We start from the raw sequence: 14,180 nt of genomic DNA, 5'->3' as shown, positions 1-14,180 counted from the left end.
GGCCCGCGCCTATGCGCCGATGATGAGGGCCATGGCCGCCACCGCGCAGGCGATGCCCGCCCATTGCAGCGGGCGGAGCCGGTCGCGGAAGAGCGCCAGCGAGAGCGCCGTGCTGAACAGGATGACGCCGATGTTCATGAGCGGGAACACGCTGCTCGATGGATAGCCGCTGCGCGCCAGCGCAGCCACGATGAAGTAGAGGCTCGCATAGTTGACGGTGCCGAGCACGGCGCCGCCGATCACGGCCCTGTGGTCGAGCAGGGACCCGACCGTGCGGCGCACGGCCAGCGATGCGAGTCCGAGGGTGCCGGCCACGCCGAAGACCAGCGTGGGGAAGAGCGGCTCGGTGGCCGGCGTGAGCAGCGACCGCTGCACCGCATTCAAGGTGATGTCGATAGCAGCGTTGCCGAGGAAGAGGAGGAGCGGCAGCAGCCACACCCCCCGTGCACCGGGGGCACCTGGCGCGGACGAAGCTGCCGGCACCGCCACCAATGCCAGGGCGATGCCCGCCCAGCCCAAGGCCGAGGGCCGCTCCCCGAAGGCGGCTACGGCGAACAGCACGGTCAGCACCAGGCTCATCTTGCTCGCCACCGATGTGGCTGCCACACCCGCCCGTTGCGTGCTCACTGCGGTGAGGTAGAACAGCGTGATGAAGAGCACGCCGAGGAAGATGCCCGGCGGGAGGAGCGATGGCGGCGCGGCGATCGTCCAGGGACGCGTGATGGCGATGCCCCAGCCGCATGCGACGAAGTAGTTCACCACGATGGCGGGCAGCAGCGGCACGCCGCGCTTGTCGAAGACCTTGAAGAGGAAGAGGAGCAGCGCCATGCAGAGCGCCGCGAGCGTCACCAAGGCCATGCTGGGTCCGGAAGGGGTTGCTGCGCCGCGTTGACGAAGAGGTCGATGCGGTCGCCGGTGGCCTGCTGCGTGCGCACGGGGGCAACGGGCAGGGTTGGCGCTGGGGTGCCGACGCCGAAGGCCGCTCCGCCGGTGACCACCCGTGCTTCGTCCCAAAGGCCCTGCGTCAAGAAGGCCCCATGGAGCCGGGCACCGCCCTCCACCAGGATGGATCGTATGCCGCGGCGATGGACTTCATTCAGCACATGCTCCAGTGGGTCGTCCGAACGGTCAAGGATGCACTGCTCCGCCGCAAGTCCGGGTCGCGCGGCCAGGGTGAACAGCAAGGTGGGCCGTGTGCCGTCGTATACGTGCGAGGAAGCCGGCGTGAGCCCGTCCCTGTCGATGATGACCCTCAGCGGCGACCGGCCTTCCGCATGGCGCACATCCAGCCGCGGGTCATCGTTCAGCACCGTGCGGCTCCCGGCCATGATCGCCTGCTCCTCGCTCCTCCAGCGATGCACCAACGTATCGGTCGCCGGGGCGCTGATGCGCTGCACCCCGCGTCCGTTGCGGGGGTGCCGGTCGAGGAAGCCGTCGGTGCTCTGCGCCCATTTAAGGATGATGTAGGGCCGGCCCTTCCGGATGGAAGTGAGGAAGCGCCGGTTCATCCATTCGGCCTCCGCGGCGCGCACGCCTTCGGTCACCTCCACTCCGGCGGCGCGCAGGCGCGCGATGCCGCCGCCATCCACCGCTGGGAAGGGGTCGCGATGGGCAATGACCACATGCCGAATCTGCCGTGCGATGATGAGCAGGCTGCACGGCGGGGTGCGGCCCTGATGGTCGCAGGGCTCGAGGTTCACATAGAGCGTGGCATCCGGAGGCACCGGTCCGCCACCGAAGGCCCGCAGGCATTCGGCTTCCGCATGCGGCATGCCCGGTTCGCGGTGCCAGCCCTCGGCGCGCAACCGCCCCTGCTGCACGAGCACCGCGCCCACCAGCGGGTTGGGGGCCGCTGAGGCGGCACCCAGCCGCGCCAGGCTCAGGCAACGGGCCATCCACTGTTCGTGCTCATTCATGGAGGGCCGCGAAGTTCGTGCATCGGCCCTGGAGGCGCCGCCCGGCGACCGGCCTACTTTTGCCCGCCCGATGGGCATCCGCGCAACGGACAACCGAGTGGCCAGCGTGCTGGCCGAGTACCGCAGCCAGCTCGCACCGCTCTACGACGCGGGTGAGTGCAAGGCCATCGTGCGCAGCGTCTTCCACGACCGGCTCGGCTGGGATGCCGCCCAGCTGGACCTGCGGGCGTCCGAGCCGTTGCATGAGTCCGACCTGCTGAAGGTATATCTGCCCCTCAAGCGGCTGCGCGCGGGAGAGCCCCTGCAGTATGTGCTGGGGGAGGTCGAATTCCACGGCCTGCGGATCAAGGTGAGCCCCGATGTGCTGATACCGCGCCCCGAGACCGAAGAGCTGGTGGAGCATGTGCTGAGGGATTCCGCCGATGTGCGTGGCGTGGTTGATGTCGGCACGGGCAGCGGGTGCATCGCGCTGGCCATCGCGAAGGCGCGGCCCCAGGCGCGCGTCACGGCCATCGACGATTCGGCCGCCGCACTTGCCATGGCCGCCGACAATGCCCGTGCGCTGGGCATCGACATCGCCCTGCTTCATGCCGATGCGCTCAGCGAGGGCTTCGGCCTTCCCGCCGGGACAGACCTTGTGGTGAGCAATCCGCCTTACATCCCCGTGGAGGAGGAGCGGACCCTGGCCCCCCAGGTGCGCGACCATGAGCCTCGCCGGGCGCTGTTCGCTCCTGCTGGCGATCCGCTTGCATTCTACCGCGCGATCGGCCTCAAGGCCCATGGGGCGCTCCCGCCCGGTGGGCGCCTCTGGCTTGAGGGGCATTGGCGCACGGCACGCGAGGCCGCGGCGCTCCTGAGGGAGATGGGCTACGCTGAGGTCACGCTCATCCGCGACCTCAGCGGCCATGAGCGATTCATCCGTGCGGTGCGATGAGGGGATTCATGATCGCATCGCTCGCCGCACTGGCGCTGGCGCCGCAGGTGACGGCGCAGGACAGGCCGCGCGCGGCATTCAGGCCCACCTTCAACTTCGACTTCCGCAACACCTTCGTCAACGGCGAGCGCGTGCGGTTCTACGGTTTCCGGCTCGGCGCGCAGCGCGGCAAGGACCTCATCACGGTGGGGTTCTATGGCCTGGGCGATGCCTATATCCAGCCGGCAGTCGACATCCCCGGCGTAGGCATACGGGAGCTGCACACCGACTTCGACTACACTGCGCTGTCCTACGAGCGGCTCCTGGTGAACAACAGGCAGTGGCAGATCGGCGTGCCCATCTCCATCGGCCTGGGCAACTACCGCCGCAGCTACCGAAGCGATGGGCCGGGATTGACGCCGTGGACCGTGAATGAGCTGGTGCCGCTGGAGGCCTCAGTCCATGCGGACCACAACATCTTCCGCTGGCTCTTCGTGGGCGCGGGTGTCGGCTACCGGCATGTGCTGGCCGCCGACCGCGCGGCCACGGTGACGCTCAGCGATTGGACCTCCTATGCGAAAGTGGGCATACGTTTGGGCGAGCTTCTGAAAGGCATATTCGGCAAGCGCAGGCAACATGGACAGGACGGCGGCTGAACAGCGGATCAGGGACCTGAGCCGCGAGCTCGAGTACCACAATCACCGGTACTACGTGCTCGCCGCACCCGTGATCACCGATCGCGAGTTCGACGGCATGCTGCGCGAACTGGAGGATCTCGAGCGCGCCTTCCCCGACCTCGCTTCGCCGAACAGTCCCACCCAGCGCGTGGGGGGCGACATCACGAAGGGATTCCCCACCGTGCGGCACCGCTATCCCATGCTGTCCCTCGGCAACACCTACAGCCGCGAGGAAGTGGCCGATTTCGTGGCGCGGGTGGAGCGCGCCATCGGCCCCACGCGCTTCAGCATGGAGCTGAAGTACGACGGCGTGGCCATCAGCCTGACATACAGCGACGGCCAGCTCGTGCGCGGCGTCACGCGCGGCGACGGCGAGAAGGGCGAGGACATCACCGCCAACGTGCGCACCATCCGCAGCATCCCGCTGCGCCTGCAGGGCGATGGATGGCCGGCGGAGCTCGAGGCGCGCGGAGAGGTGATCTTCACCAAGGAGCGGTTCGAGCAGCTGAATGCACAGCGCGAGCGGGATGGGGAGGAACTCTACGCGAACCCGCGCAACACGGCGGCCGGCACCCTCAAGCAGCAGGACCCCAAGGAGGTGGCCAAGCGCGGACTGGACAACTTCATCTACAACATCCAGAGCGAGCGGCTGCCAGCGCGGAGCCACTACGAGAACCTGCTGCGCGCGCACAGCTGGGGCTTCAAGACACCCAACCCCGAGCGCCGCTTCATTGAGCGCGCCGATGACGTGGAGGGCATCATGGCCTTCATCGATCACTGGGAGAAGCGGCGCCACGAGCTGGAGATGATCATCGACGGCGTGGTGATCAAGGTGGATGACCTCGACGCGCAGGAGGAGCTGGGCCTCACCGCCAAGAGCCCGCGCTGGGCCGTGGCTTACAAGTACGCCCCGGAGCAGGCCGTCACCAAGCTGCTCGGCGTCACATTCCAGGTGGGCCGCACGGGCGCGGTCACGCCGGTGGCCGAGCTCGATCCCGTGCAGCTCGCGGGCACCACGGTGAAGCGCGCCTCGCTGTTCAATGCCGACCAGCTCGAGCGACTCGGCCTGCACGAGCACGACATGGTGCGCGTGGAGAAGGCCGGTGAGATCATTCCCCAAGTGGTGGGCGTGGAGGTGAAGGAGCGCGCTGCCGGCTCCCGGCGCGTGGGGTTCCCCCACCAATGCCCCGAATGCGGCACGCCGCTTATCCGCCTGGAGGGCGAGGCCCAGCACTATTGCCCCAATGAGCACGGGTGCCCGCCGCAGATCACCCGGCGCATCGAGCATTTCGTCTCGCGCCGCGCCATGGATATCGATGGCCTGGGGGCCGAAACCATCGACGAGTTCCACCGCGCCGGCCTCATCCGTGACGTGGCCGACCTGTACGACCTTAACGAGGAGGGCATCCTCGCCTTGGGCAAGGGCTGGAAGGAGAGGAGCGCGCAGCGCATCCTGGCCGGCCTTGATGCAAGCAGGCGCGTGCCCTTCGAGCGCGTGCTCTTCGCGCTCGGCATCCGCCATGTGGGCGAGACCGTCGCCCGGAAGATCGCGCGCCGGGTGGGAAGCATGGACCGGCTCATGGGCATGGGCAAGGAGGACCTTACGGCGATCGAGGAAGTGGGAGAGGTGATCGCCGAGAGCATCACGGACTTCCTGTCCGTGGAGGGCAACCGGCGCATCATTGAGCGGCTCAGGAAGCAGGGCCTGCGCATGGAGCTTGACGAGGCGGACCAGGTGGTCGGCAATCGCCTCAAGGGCCTGTCATTCGTGGTGTCGGGGGTTTTCCGCAACTTCAGCCGCGACGGCATCAAGGAAGCCATCGAGCGCAACGGCGGCAAGGTGTCCGGTTCCATCAGCGGGAAGACCAGCTACGTGCTGGCCGGTGCGGACATGGGGCCGGCCAAGCGCGCGAAGGCCGAGGAGCTCAAGGTGCCCGTGATCGATGAGGATGAATTCACGCGGATGATCGGAGGATGAAGCTGCTGGACCGCATCAAGGAATGGCTCGGCATCCGCCGGCTGCTGCGCGATCTGCCCCAGGACCGCCGGCCCATCGCCCGCAACATCGGGCTTGCCCGCAAGGTCGCCATCGTCTATGTGGTGGAGGATGAGGCCGCCCACAACCATGTCCGCAACTACGTCAAGCGCCTCAAGGAGGAGCACGGCATCAGCAACGTGATGGCCCTGGGCTATTCCGACCAGAAGGTGATGCCGCATTACCTGCACGCCAAGCTCAACTTCGAGGCCATCTGCCAGAAGGACCTCAACTGGTACCGCATCCCGCAGGGCAACACGGTGCAGAACTTCGTGGCGGAGGAGTACGAGATCATCATCGACCTCACCCTGGAGGACCGCCTGCCCATCCAGTACATCGTGGCCAAGAGCCGCGCCCGCTTCAAGGTGGGCCGATGGAGCGAGAGCAACAAGCGGATCCTCGACATGATGATCGACATGGCCGGCTCACGCAGCCTTCCACAGCTCATCCAGCAGGTGCACCACTACCTGCTCATGGTCAATAGCAAGCCTGAACCTTCACTGAACTGAGCCGCTTCGGCGGCATCCCGAATGGACCAACGATTCCGCGGCCTGGGCGTCGCCCTAGTCACCCCCTTCCGCACCAACGGCCAGATCGACTATGCCGGCCTGGAGAAGCTCATCGACCACCAGATCGCGGGTGGAGTGGACTACGTGGTGAGCATGGGCACCACCGGTGAGAGCGTCACCCTCACCAAGGCCGAGAAGAAGGAACTGCTCGCGCAGACCATCGGCTTCGTGCGCAACCGCGTGCCCGTGGTGCTGGGCGTGGGCGGCAACAACACGGCCGAGGTCATCGAGGCCCTCGGGGAGTTCGACATGGACGGCGTGGACGCCATCCTCAGCGTGAGCCCCTACTACAACAAGCCCACGCAGGAGGGCATCTACCAGCACTACAAGGCCATTGCGCAGGTGGCCCTGCGGCCCATCATCCTCTACAACGTGCCCGGCCGCACCGGCAGCAACATGACCGCCGACACCACGCTGCGGCTAGCCAGGGACTTCAAGAACATCATCGCCATCAAGGAGGCCAGCGCCAACCTCGACCAGATGGGCCGCATCCTCAAGCACAAGCCGAAGGGCTTCATGCTCATCAGCGGCGACGATGCGCTTACCCTGCCCATCATCGCCATGGGCGGCATGGGCGTGATCAGTGTGGTGGGAAACGCGCTGCCCAAGGAGTTCAGCACCTTGGTGCATGCCGCGCTGAAAGGCGATCTCGACACCGCCCGCCGCGAGCACCTGCGCCTGATCGAGGTGATCGACCTGCTCTTCGTGGAGGGCAATCCCGGTGGCATCAAGGAGGCGTTGAAGATCCTCGGGATCTGCGGGAACCCGGTGCGCCTGCCACTGGTGAACGTGGGCGAAGGCACGGCGAAGAAGCTGTACCAGGCGCTGGCGGATGCGGAGGTGGTGAAGCTGTGAGGAAATGGACTTCCTCGCCCTCGACTTCGAGACCGCCACACCGCACGCCGACAGCCCCTGCGAGCTGGGCATTGCCGTGGTGCGTGGCGGGGTGGTGCGCGAGGTGCGCAATTGGCTCATCAAGCCGCGGCAATGGCCCTACTTCAGTCCATGGAACGTGGCCGTGCATGGCATCCGGCCCGATGATGTGGCCTCGGCGCCGCGCTGGGACGACATCTGGGAGGAGGTTGCGGACCTGCTGGACGGCAGCACGGTGGTGGCGCACAATGCGGCCTTCGACATGACGGTGCTCCGCAGCACGCTCGCCAGCCACGGTCTGCCGCATCCCGCCTTCCAGTACTTCTGCAGCGTGAGCATGGCGCGCCGGGTGTGGCCCGGTCGCAGCTCCTACGGCCTAGGTCCCATGTGCGCCTTCCACGGCATCCCCCTGCGCCACCACCGCGCAGGCAACGATGCCGAGGCCACAGCCGAACTGGTGCTGCGTGCCACCGACAACCAGGCAGGCAGCGATATCTCCAGCTTCCTGCTGAGCACCAAGGTCAAGGTCGGGGCGTTCTATCCAGGCGGGCATCGCACACCCGGCGGCAAGGTCACGGCTGTGGCGCAATAGAGGCGCCCAGCTACCTTCACGCCATGGACCTCGAAAGCCTGCACCGCATCGGCCGGATCGGGAAGCCCTGGGGGCATCAGGGCGAACTCACCGTGCACCTCGAGGGCGTCGACCTTGATGACCTCGTGCATGCCGGGTCGCTCTTCGTGGACATCGAAGGTCAGAAGGTACCCTTCTTCTTCTCGCGGTTGCACGACAAGGGGCGCGAGCTGCTCGTGAAGTTCGATGACTTCGATGATCCGCAGAGCGCGTCCATCCTGGTGGGCCGCGACCTGTATGCACCGCCGGGGCTGCTCGCCGATGGCAGCGATGAGAGCTGGGATCCCGAGGAGTTCATCGGCCTGTTGGTGCGCGATGAGGCGCATGGCGAGCTCGGCGAGGTGACAGCCATCGAGGGCAGCGACCGCAACCCGGTGCTCGTGATCCTCCGGGGCGAGCAGGAGGTGATGGTGCCACTCACCGCCGAGATGATCGTCAGCGTGGATCCAGAGGAGCGCAGCATGGTTGTCCGCACGCCGCCCGGCCTCATCGCCCTGTACCGCGAGGGATAGCCGCAATATGCCCAGCGAGGAGTTCCGCTTCCTGCGGTTCACGGTGCGCCAGGACCGCTGCGCCATGAAGGTCGGCACCGATTCGCTGGTGTTCGGTGCGTGGGTGGGCATCGGCGATGCTCTGCGCATCCTGGATATTGGAACGGGAACCGGCGTGCTCGCGCTGATCGCCGCGCAGCGCGCACCACAGGCCGAAGTGCACGCCGTGGAGATCGATGATGCCGCCGCGCAGCAGGCGGCCGAGAACGCAGCGGCGTCGCCGTGGGCCGGTCGCATCCGCGTGCACCGCATGGATATCCGCCGCATGCGGAGCGATGCGCCGTTCGACCTCATCCTCTGCAACCCGCCTTACTACAGCGGGTCCTCGCCATCCATCGGGTCACGGGCACGCCTGGCCAAGCACGGAGCGGAGCTCACCTTCCCGGAGCTCCTTTCAGCGGTTGAGGGACTGCTGGCCCCCGAGGGGCGTTTCGCGGTGATCATCCCCGCGGACCGCGAGGCCGAACTGCTGGCCCGGGCACGCGGTCATGCACTCTTCCCGCGCCGTCGCTGCCTGCTCAGCTACGTGGCGCATCGGCCGCCGAAGCGCGTCATGCTCGAGTTGGCCAGGCAGCCCGGTGCCATCCACGAGGAGCGGCTCACGGTGGAAGGCGCTGGTCCGAAGTCGTTCACGCCGGAGGCGAGCGCCTTGGTGAAGGACCTGGTGGTGCGCTGATCACGCCTCCACTTCCTCCTCGTTGAAGGCGATGCCGTGCCGCTCGAGCTCGTCCAGGATGGGGTCGTAGATGGCGGGCTTCAGCGGCAGGAGCACGCCGCGCTCCTCCAGCTTGTCATTGAGCACCAGCTTGCAGGCCATGGCGATGGGCAGGCCCACGGTGCGCGCCATTGCGGTGTGGCGCTGATCCTGCCCGATGACGGCAAGCGAGGCCTGCAGCTCTTGCGCCGCTCCCTCCACCTCGTACCTGAACCGATGCCACATCACCACCATGTCCTTGTCGTCAGGCCCGAGCTTCCATTTCACTTCGAGCAGCCGCTGAAGGGTGGCGGCCGGGCTGAGGCCCTCGGCGCCGATGGGCACCCGGTCGAAGAGGCCGAGCCACGAGAGCCGTGCCATCGTTTCGCTGTCCGGTGCCAGGCCCAGGGCGTGCGCCGTGGCGTGGCGCGCATCATGGCCGGCCGTGGAGGGGAGGAATGCGGCGATGTAATCGGTGTAGGTGGCGCCCGGCCCCAGTTCCATGGCGAAGCCATCGTCGGTGCAGCCCAGCTGCACGAAGGCATCCCATGCGGCGCAGTAGCCGGCCTTGCGCAGGGTTCCGCGCAGCAGGGTGGGGATGCCGTCGAGGCCGTAGGCCTGCCGGTACTTCAACGAATCGCGGTTGGCGTAGCCGTCGAATGCCCCGAGCCCGGGCACTTCTATCCTGACGGTCTCCTTGAAGAGACGATGGTAGGGGATGTACTTCACTTCGCCGTTGCGGATGTACTTCGCCGCTCCGCCCTGGCCGGCCAGGACCACGTTTCGTGGGTTCCAGCTGAACTTGTAGCCCCACGGGTTGTCGTCGCTCTCGGGCGCCACCAGGCCGCCGCAATAGCTCTCGAAGGCCTCCATCCATCCGCCCTGGTCCCGGATGCGGTCGAGGATGCGCATGGCGCTCATGTGGTCGATGCCGGGGTCGAGCCCCATCTCATTGAGCACGATCAGTCCCTTGGCCTTGAATTCCGCATCCAATGGCCAGAGCGCCTCGGGCACGTAGCTCGGGGTGATCACGTGCCTGCCCAATGCCAGGCAGTCGGTAAGGACATCCATGTGCATGAAGGCCGGCAGCATGCTGATGACCAGGTCGTGCCGGCCGATCAGGTCGCGGCGGGCTTCGCGGTGCGCGGCATCCAGCTCCACCCCCTGCGCCACCTCGGGGCCCTCATGCGCCATGGCGCGTGCATGGCCGGCGTCCTTGTCGGCGATGGTGATGCGCCACTCCTGCTGGTCGGCGTGGGTGATGAGGTACTTGATGAGGGACGAGGCGCTCCGCCCGGCGCCGAGGATGAGGATGTTCCGCATGGATTCGTTGCCGCCGCCTGTCCGGCAAGGCGCTGCGAAGATCGCGAACCCGGCGGTCCGCCGGGAGCACCGCGGCCGGTGAGCGAACTCCGCTTTTGGCATGCCCATTGCCCTGCCGCCGGCACCAACTACTTTCGCGAACCTTCCAAAGCTTCCCATCCATGAACAAGCTCACCGCTCTGGCCCTCGCGGCCCTGCTTTCCTCCACAGCCGAAGCCCAGACATCGGACCTGGTCTTCTTCACCGATGACGGTGCGAGGTTCACCTTGGTCGTGGATGGCGATGTGAAGAACGCCGCACCCGCATCGCGCGTCGTGGCCACCGGCATCCGCAACGAATCGCCGGTCATCATGGTCAGGTTCGAGGATGCCTCCATTCCGCAGATCCGCAAGCCGGGCTATTTCCCGCTCGGGAAGGAGTACACCACCATGATCACCACCAACAAGAAGGGCGAGCGCGTGCTGCGGCCGACCGGTGAGGCGGAGCTGGGCACGGCGGCCAAAGCCGAGCCGGAGAAGCCGAAGCCCGCGCATTTCGTGGAGGACCGGCCGGCTTCCGAGCCCGCGATGATCCAGGGCGACGTCGCCGTGGATGGCGTGAAGCAGACCACGACGGTGACCGTCGTTGAGGAGGATGGTGCCGATGTGCAGGGCGTGAACATGAACATGGGCGTGAACGGCGTGGGCATCAATATGAGCATCGGGGTGACGGACGGCACCGGTACCGGCACTGCGCGAACCACCACCACGCGCACCACCACCACCACCACGACCACGACGACGGGCACCACCGGCACCAGTGCCATGCGCGTGGAGGCGCCCAAGCCGGTGCCTGCGCCCGAGCCCTATCGCATGCCGGGCTACACCGGTCCCATCGGCTGCGCCATGCCCATGAGCGGCACGGAACTGGCCGACATCCGCAAGAGCATCGAGAGCAAGAGCTTCGAGGAGACCAAGCTCACCCTGGCCAAGCAGGTGGCGCGCGACCGCTGCTTCAGCGCCGACCAGGTGAAGAGCATCCTCAGCGTCTTCTCCTTCGAGGAGTCGAAGCTCGATTTCGCCAAGTTCGCCTACGACCGCACCCACGACAAGGGCAACTACTACAAGGTCAGCGATGCCTTCACCTTCGAGAGCTCCATGGAGGAGCTGAACGAATTCATCCAGTCGCGCTGACCGTCCCGGCCTTCCCAACCGCGCCATGGTTCGTCACCTGAGCATCGCACTCCTGGCCACCGCCTCGGTCCTGGCGGGCTGCACGGGCTCCAAGTCCTACGCCAAGAAGGGCGAGAAGCTCGACGTGGCGGGCCTGTACGCAGAGGCAGCCGGCATGTTCGAGGAAGCGGCGCGGCGCAGCACGAAGAACGTGGAGGCCAAGATCGGCCTCAAGAAGAACGGCCAGCTGCTGCTGAACGACAAGCTCTCGGCCTTCTTCAAGTCCATGGCCATGGGCACGGCCAAGGGCGATGCCGTGAACGCCTATCTGGACGCGAAGGCCTATCAGGATCGCATCGGGCGGCTGGGGGTGGTGCTGGAGATCCCCGACCACTACAAGGTCGATTTCGAGCGCGTGAAGGATGAGTACCTCGTGGAACTCTACAACGAGGGCCAGGCCCTCATGGCCAAGGAGGACTACAAGGCGGCGGAACAGGTGTTCGCCCGCATCGCCCGGCTCGAGCCCAACTACAAGGATGCGAGCAGCCTGCAGTCCATCGCATACCTGGAGCCCCTCTACCGATCGGGCAAGGCGGACCTGGCCGCGGGCGCCTTCCGCAAGGCCTATGCTGCGCTCGACCAGGTGGTGAAGCGCGACGCGGGCTACAAGGATGCAGCTGCATTGCGGCAGGAGTGCGTCACCAAAGGGCAGTATACCATCGCGGTGCTGCCCTTCTCGAGCGCCATCAAGCGGGCGGACATCAGCGCCCGGCTGCAGGGGAATGCCATCACGGCGCTCACCGAGGCGCGCGATCCCTTCCTGAAGGTGGTGGATCGCGAGAACCTCGAGCGCATCCTGGAGGAGCAGCGGCTCGGCCTCAGCGGCGTGGTGGATGAGCAGACCGCCGTTCGCGTGGGCAACCTCATGGGCGCCCAAGCCGTGCTGATCGGCACCGTCACCGACTACCGTGAGGAGGCCGGCAACCTGCGGCAATCCACGCGGAATGGATTCGAGGCCTACCGCGTGGAGATGGTGAACAAGGAGACCGGCGAGAAGTACCTGGAGACCCGGTACCGCCCGGCGCGCTACACCGAGTTCTACCAGGAGAACAAGGTCTTCCTCTCCGTCAACTACCGGCTCGTATCCATGGAGACCGGGGAGGTGCTGGTGAGCAAGACGCTCGACAAGCAGGCCGACGACCACATGTACTACGCCAACTACGACGGCAACCGTGAGGCCCTGCTCCCCGCGCTCAATGGGGCCGTCGATCCCAACGATCGCGCCCGCAGGGAGCTGCGCACCCTGCTCAATGCGCCGCGCACCATCAAGTCCACCGCCACCATGGGCAGTGAACTGGTCCGGACGGCCTCCTCCCAGCTGGCATCCACCATCCAGGCCGAGCTCAACAGCCGTCTACCATGATGCGGGCTGCCTTCGTCGCGGTACTCGCCCTCCTGGGCGCATGCAAGGGTCGCGAGGCCGCTCAGTCTGCGGTGACGCCGCCACCACCGATCCAGGCGGAGCCGCCCGCCTGGGTCCGGTCGCGGCCCGTGAACGGCGCCTACTACATCGGCATCGGGCTTGGCAGCAAGGCTCGCCCGGATGCGCAGGAAACGGCGCGCAAGAACGCCCTGAACGAACTGGCGAGCGAGATCAGCGTGAAGGTGGAGGGCAACAGCCTGCTGTACACCGCCGATGGTCGCAGCCGGTTCGATGAGTCCTTCACCAGCACCATCCGCACCACCACCCAGGAGCAGATCGAGGGCTATGAGCTGGTGGATACGTGGGAAAGCCCCACCGAATACTGGTCGTACTACCGCCTTGCGAAGGCGGAGCACGCCCGCATCAAGGCTGAGCGCAAGGCCATGGCCATCGCCAATGCGGTGGACCTGTTCAAGCGCGCCAGGGCCGGCGCGGATGCCGGGGACCTGCGAACGGCGATCGACCTTGACCTGCGAGCGCTGATCGCCATGAAGGCGTACTGGGGGGAGAACGATCTGGTGGACCTGGATGGCCGCCAGGTGGCGCTCGTGAACGAGGTCTTCGGCCATCTGCAGGCGCTTACCTCGGGCATCCGGTTCAGCCTCCTGCCGGAACGCTGCGACCTGAACTATGCCAACGGCTTCCGGCGCGAGATGCTCATCTCGGCCAGCTACGGCAGCAACGGACGGGTCCGTGACCTGGCCCAGCTGCCCGTCCGCATCACCTATGCCGGCCAGGATGGTCCGGTCACCGAGCTGAAGAACACGGATGCCGACGGCCGGGTCCGCAGCACGGTCCAGCGCGTGGCCGTTTCGGCCAATGGCAATGACCTGGTGGTGCGTCCGGATATGGACGCCTTGGTGAGCAAGGAGCTGGAGCCTGCTCTGGTGAAGGCGCTTGTGGGGAGCCTTACGGTACCCGAGGCGCGCGCCACCATCGACCTGCGCCTGCCCCGGATCTTCATGCGTGCCTCGGAGACCAACCTCGGCGCCCCCGTCGGTGATGCGGGCATTGCGGTGGTCCTGCGCGAGGAGCTCACCCGTGCCGGATTCCGCATCGTCGACCGCGAGGCCGATGCCGAGCTGCTGCTGCAGCTCACATGCTCCACCCGGAGCGGAGGCGAGGCCAACGGCTTCCATACCGCCTTCCTCGACGCCACCTATGCATTCCGCGATCGCCGCACCCAGGACGTGGTCCATGAGGGCGCCCGGCAAGGGGTGAAGGGCATCCAGCTGAGCATGGAGAAAGCCGGGCTCGACGCCTACAAGAAGGCCGGGCAGGAGGTGCGGAAGGAGATCGTTCCGGGCATCCTGGGAGCCTTCCAGTGAGCGCCATGGCATAGTTTGGCACGCGATCGGCAAAGC

At 66.7% G+C, this 14,180-nt stretch carries 14 protein-coding genes; 11 read left to right on the top strand and 3 right to left on the bottom strand.

Annotation, left to right across the window (positions count from 1 at the left end; all coding sequences use genetic code 11):
• Positions 1-9: 9 nt before the first annotated feature.
• Together QY325_06820 and ribD are read right to left on the bottom strand one after the other, a co-directional pair.
• A complete protein-coding gene (locus tag QY325_06820; GenBank protein ID WKZ67633.1) occupies positions 10-858 on the bottom strand; it encodes a hypothetical protein in 849 nt (282 codons plus the stop codon).
• The gene (gene ribD, locus QY325_06815) at positions 846-1,916 is read right to left on the bottom strand and encodes a bifunctional diaminohydroxyphosphoribosylaminopyrimidine deaminase/5-amino-6-(5-phosphoribosylamino)uracil reductase RibD (GenBank protein ID WKZ67632.1); all 1,071 of its coding nucleotides are present in this window, start codon (positions 1,914-1,916) and stop codon (positions 846-848) included. The genes QY325_06820 and ribD overlap by 13 nt, the downstream gene beginning before the upstream one ends.
• Positions 1,917-1,986: 70 nt before the next feature.
• Between ribD and prmC the strand changes: the two genes are divergently transcribed.
• Genes prmC through QY325_06775 form a run of 8 tightly spaced genes read left to right on the top strand, consistent with a single transcriptional unit; the run spans position 1,987 to position 8,841 of the window.
• Positions 1,987-2,850, top strand: a complete 864-nt coding sequence (gene prmC, locus QY325_06810) for a peptide chain release factor N(5)-glutamine methyltransferase (GenBank protein WKZ67631.1) — start codon at positions 1,987-1,989, stop codon at positions 2,848-2,850.
• Complete coding sequence (locus QY325_06805; protein ID WKZ67630.1) at positions 2,847-3,485, top strand: hypothetical protein; 639 nt, start codon at positions 2,847-2,849, stop codon at positions 3,483-3,485. The genes prmC and QY325_06805 overlap by 4 nt, the downstream gene beginning before the upstream one ends.
• The gene (gene ligA / locus QY325_06800) at positions 3,466-5,484 is read left to right on the top strand and encodes an NAD-dependent DNA ligase LigA (protein ID WKZ67629.1); all 2,019 of its coding nucleotides are present in this window, start codon (positions 3,466-3,468) and stop codon (positions 5,482-5,484) included. The genes QY325_06805 and ligA overlap by 20 nt, the downstream gene beginning before the upstream one ends.
• On the top strand, positions 5,481-6,050 hold the full coding sequence (locus tag QY325_06795; GenBank protein ID WKZ67628.1) for a hypothetical protein: 570 nt from the start codon (positions 5,481-5,483) through the stop codon (positions 6,048-6,050). The genes ligA and QY325_06795 overlap by 4 nt, the downstream gene beginning before the upstream one ends.
• A 21-nt stretch (positions 6,051-6,071) precedes the next feature.
• Complete coding sequence (gene dapA / locus QY325_06790) at positions 6,072-6,965, top strand: 4-hydroxy-tetrahydrodipicolinate synthase (protein ID WKZ67627.1); 894 nt, start codon at positions 6,072-6,074, stop codon at positions 6,963-6,965.
• Between the two features lie 4 nt (positions 6,966-6,969).
• Complete coding sequence (locus tag QY325_06785) at positions 6,970-7,575, top strand: 3'-5' exonuclease (protein ID WKZ67626.1); 606 nt, start codon at positions 6,970-6,972, stop codon at positions 7,573-7,575.
• A gap of 23 nt (positions 7,576-7,598) precedes the next feature.
• A complete protein-coding gene (gene rimM, locus QY325_06780; GenBank protein ID WKZ67625.1) occupies positions 7,599-8,126 on the top strand; it encodes a ribosome maturation factor RimM in 528 nt (175 codons plus the stop codon).
• Positions 8,127-8,133: 7 nt separating this feature from the next.
• On the top strand, positions 8,134-8,841 hold the full coding sequence (locus QY325_06775) for a methyltransferase (GenBank protein WKZ67624.1): 708 nt from the start codon (positions 8,134-8,136) through the stop codon (positions 8,839-8,841).
• Here the strand turns inward: QY325_06775 and QY325_06770 are convergent, their stop codons facing one another.
• Positions 8,842-10,182, bottom strand: a complete 1,341-nt coding sequence (locus tag QY325_06770) for a saccharopine dehydrogenase C-terminal domain-containing protein (protein WKZ67623.1) — start codon at positions 10,180-10,182, stop codon at positions 8,842-8,844.
• Positions 10,183-10,343: 161 nt separating this feature from the next.
• Here QY325_06770 and QY325_06765 point away from each other — a divergent pair, with 161 nt between their 5' ends.
• The 3 genes from QY325_06765 to QY325_06755 are packed head-to-tail and all read left to right on the top strand — an operon-like array spanning position 10,344 to position 14,144.
• Positions 10,344-11,354, top strand: coding sequence for a DUF4476 domain-containing protein (locus QY325_06765; GenBank protein ID WKZ67622.1), 1,011 nt, complete (start codon positions 10,344-10,346; stop codon positions 11,352-11,354).
• Positions 11,355-11,379: 25 nt separating this feature from the next.
• On the top strand, positions 11,380-12,756 hold the full coding sequence (locus QY325_06760) for a CsgG/HfaB family protein (protein WKZ67621.1): 1,377 nt from the start codon (positions 11,380-11,382) through the stop codon (positions 12,754-12,756).
• The gene (locus tag QY325_06755) at positions 12,753-14,144 is read left to right on the top strand and encodes an LPP20 family lipoprotein (GenBank protein WKZ67620.1); all 1,392 of its coding nucleotides are present in this window, start codon (positions 12,753-12,755) and stop codon (positions 14,142-14,144) included. The genes QY325_06760 and QY325_06755 overlap by 4 nt, the downstream gene beginning before the upstream one ends.
• Positions 14,145-14,180 lie beyond the last annotated feature (36 nt).

The sequence above is a fragment of the Flavobacteriales bacterium genome, from assembly GCA_030584065.1.
GTDB lineage: Bacteria > Bacteroidota > Bacteroidia > Flavobacteriales_F > PHOS-HE28 > PHOS-HE28.
This window is presented reverse-complemented; position numbering and strand designations above follow the sequence as displayed.

Bases quoted from the DNA above. Each gene is read 5' to 3' on its own strand.
- QY325_06760 (WKZ67621.1), top strand. From the start codon at position 11,380: ATGGTTCGTCACCTGAGCATCGCACTCCTGGCCACCGCCTCGGTCCTG.
- QY325_06755 (WKZ67620.1), top strand. From the start codon at position 12,753: ATGATGCGGGCTGCCTTCGTCGCGGTACTCGCCCTCCTGGGCGCATGC.
- dapA (WKZ67627.1), top strand. From the start codon at position 6,072: ATGGACCAACGATTCCGCGGCCTGGGCGTCGCCCTAGTCACCCCCTTC.
- ligA (WKZ67629.1), top strand. From the start codon at position 3,466: ATGGACAGGACGGCGGCTGAACAGCGGATCAGGGACCTGAGCCGCGAG.
- QY325_06775 (WKZ67624.1), top strand. From the start codon at position 8,134: ATGCCCAGCGAGGAGTTCCGCTTCCTGCGGTTCACGGTGCGCCAGGAC.
- QY325_06820 (WKZ67633.1), bottom strand. From the start codon at position 858: ATGGCCTTGGTGACGCTCGCGGCGCTCTGCATGGCGCTGCTCCTCTTC.
- prmC (WKZ67631.1), top strand. From the start codon at position 1,987: ATGGGCATCCGCGCAACGGACAACCGAGTGGCCAGCGTGCTGGCCGAG.
- ribD (WKZ67632.1), bottom strand. From the start codon at position 1,916: ATGAATGAGCACGAACAGTGGATGGCCCGTTGCCTGAGCCTGGCGCGG.
- rimM (WKZ67625.1), top strand. From the start codon at position 7,599: ATGGACCTCGAAAGCCTGCACCGCATCGGCCGGATCGGGAAGCCCTGG.
- QY325_06765 (WKZ67622.1), top strand. From the start codon at position 10,344: ATGAACAAGCTCACCGCTCTGGCCCTCGCGGCCCTGCTTTCCTCCACA.
- QY325_06805 (WKZ67630.1), top strand. From the start codon at position 2,847: ATGAGGGGATTCATGATCGCATCGCTCGCCGCACTGGCGCTGGCGCCG.
- QY325_06770 (WKZ67623.1), bottom strand. From the start codon at position 10,182: ATGCGGAACATCCTCATCCTCGGCGCCGGGCGGAGCGCCTCGTCCCTC.
- QY325_06795 (WKZ67628.1), top strand. From the start codon at position 5,481: ATGAAGCTGCTGGACCGCATCAAGGAATGGCTCGGCATCCGCCGGCTG.
- QY325_06785 (WKZ67626.1), top strand. From the start codon at position 6,970: ATGGACTTCCTCGCCCTCGACTTCGAGACCGCCACACCGCACGCCGAC.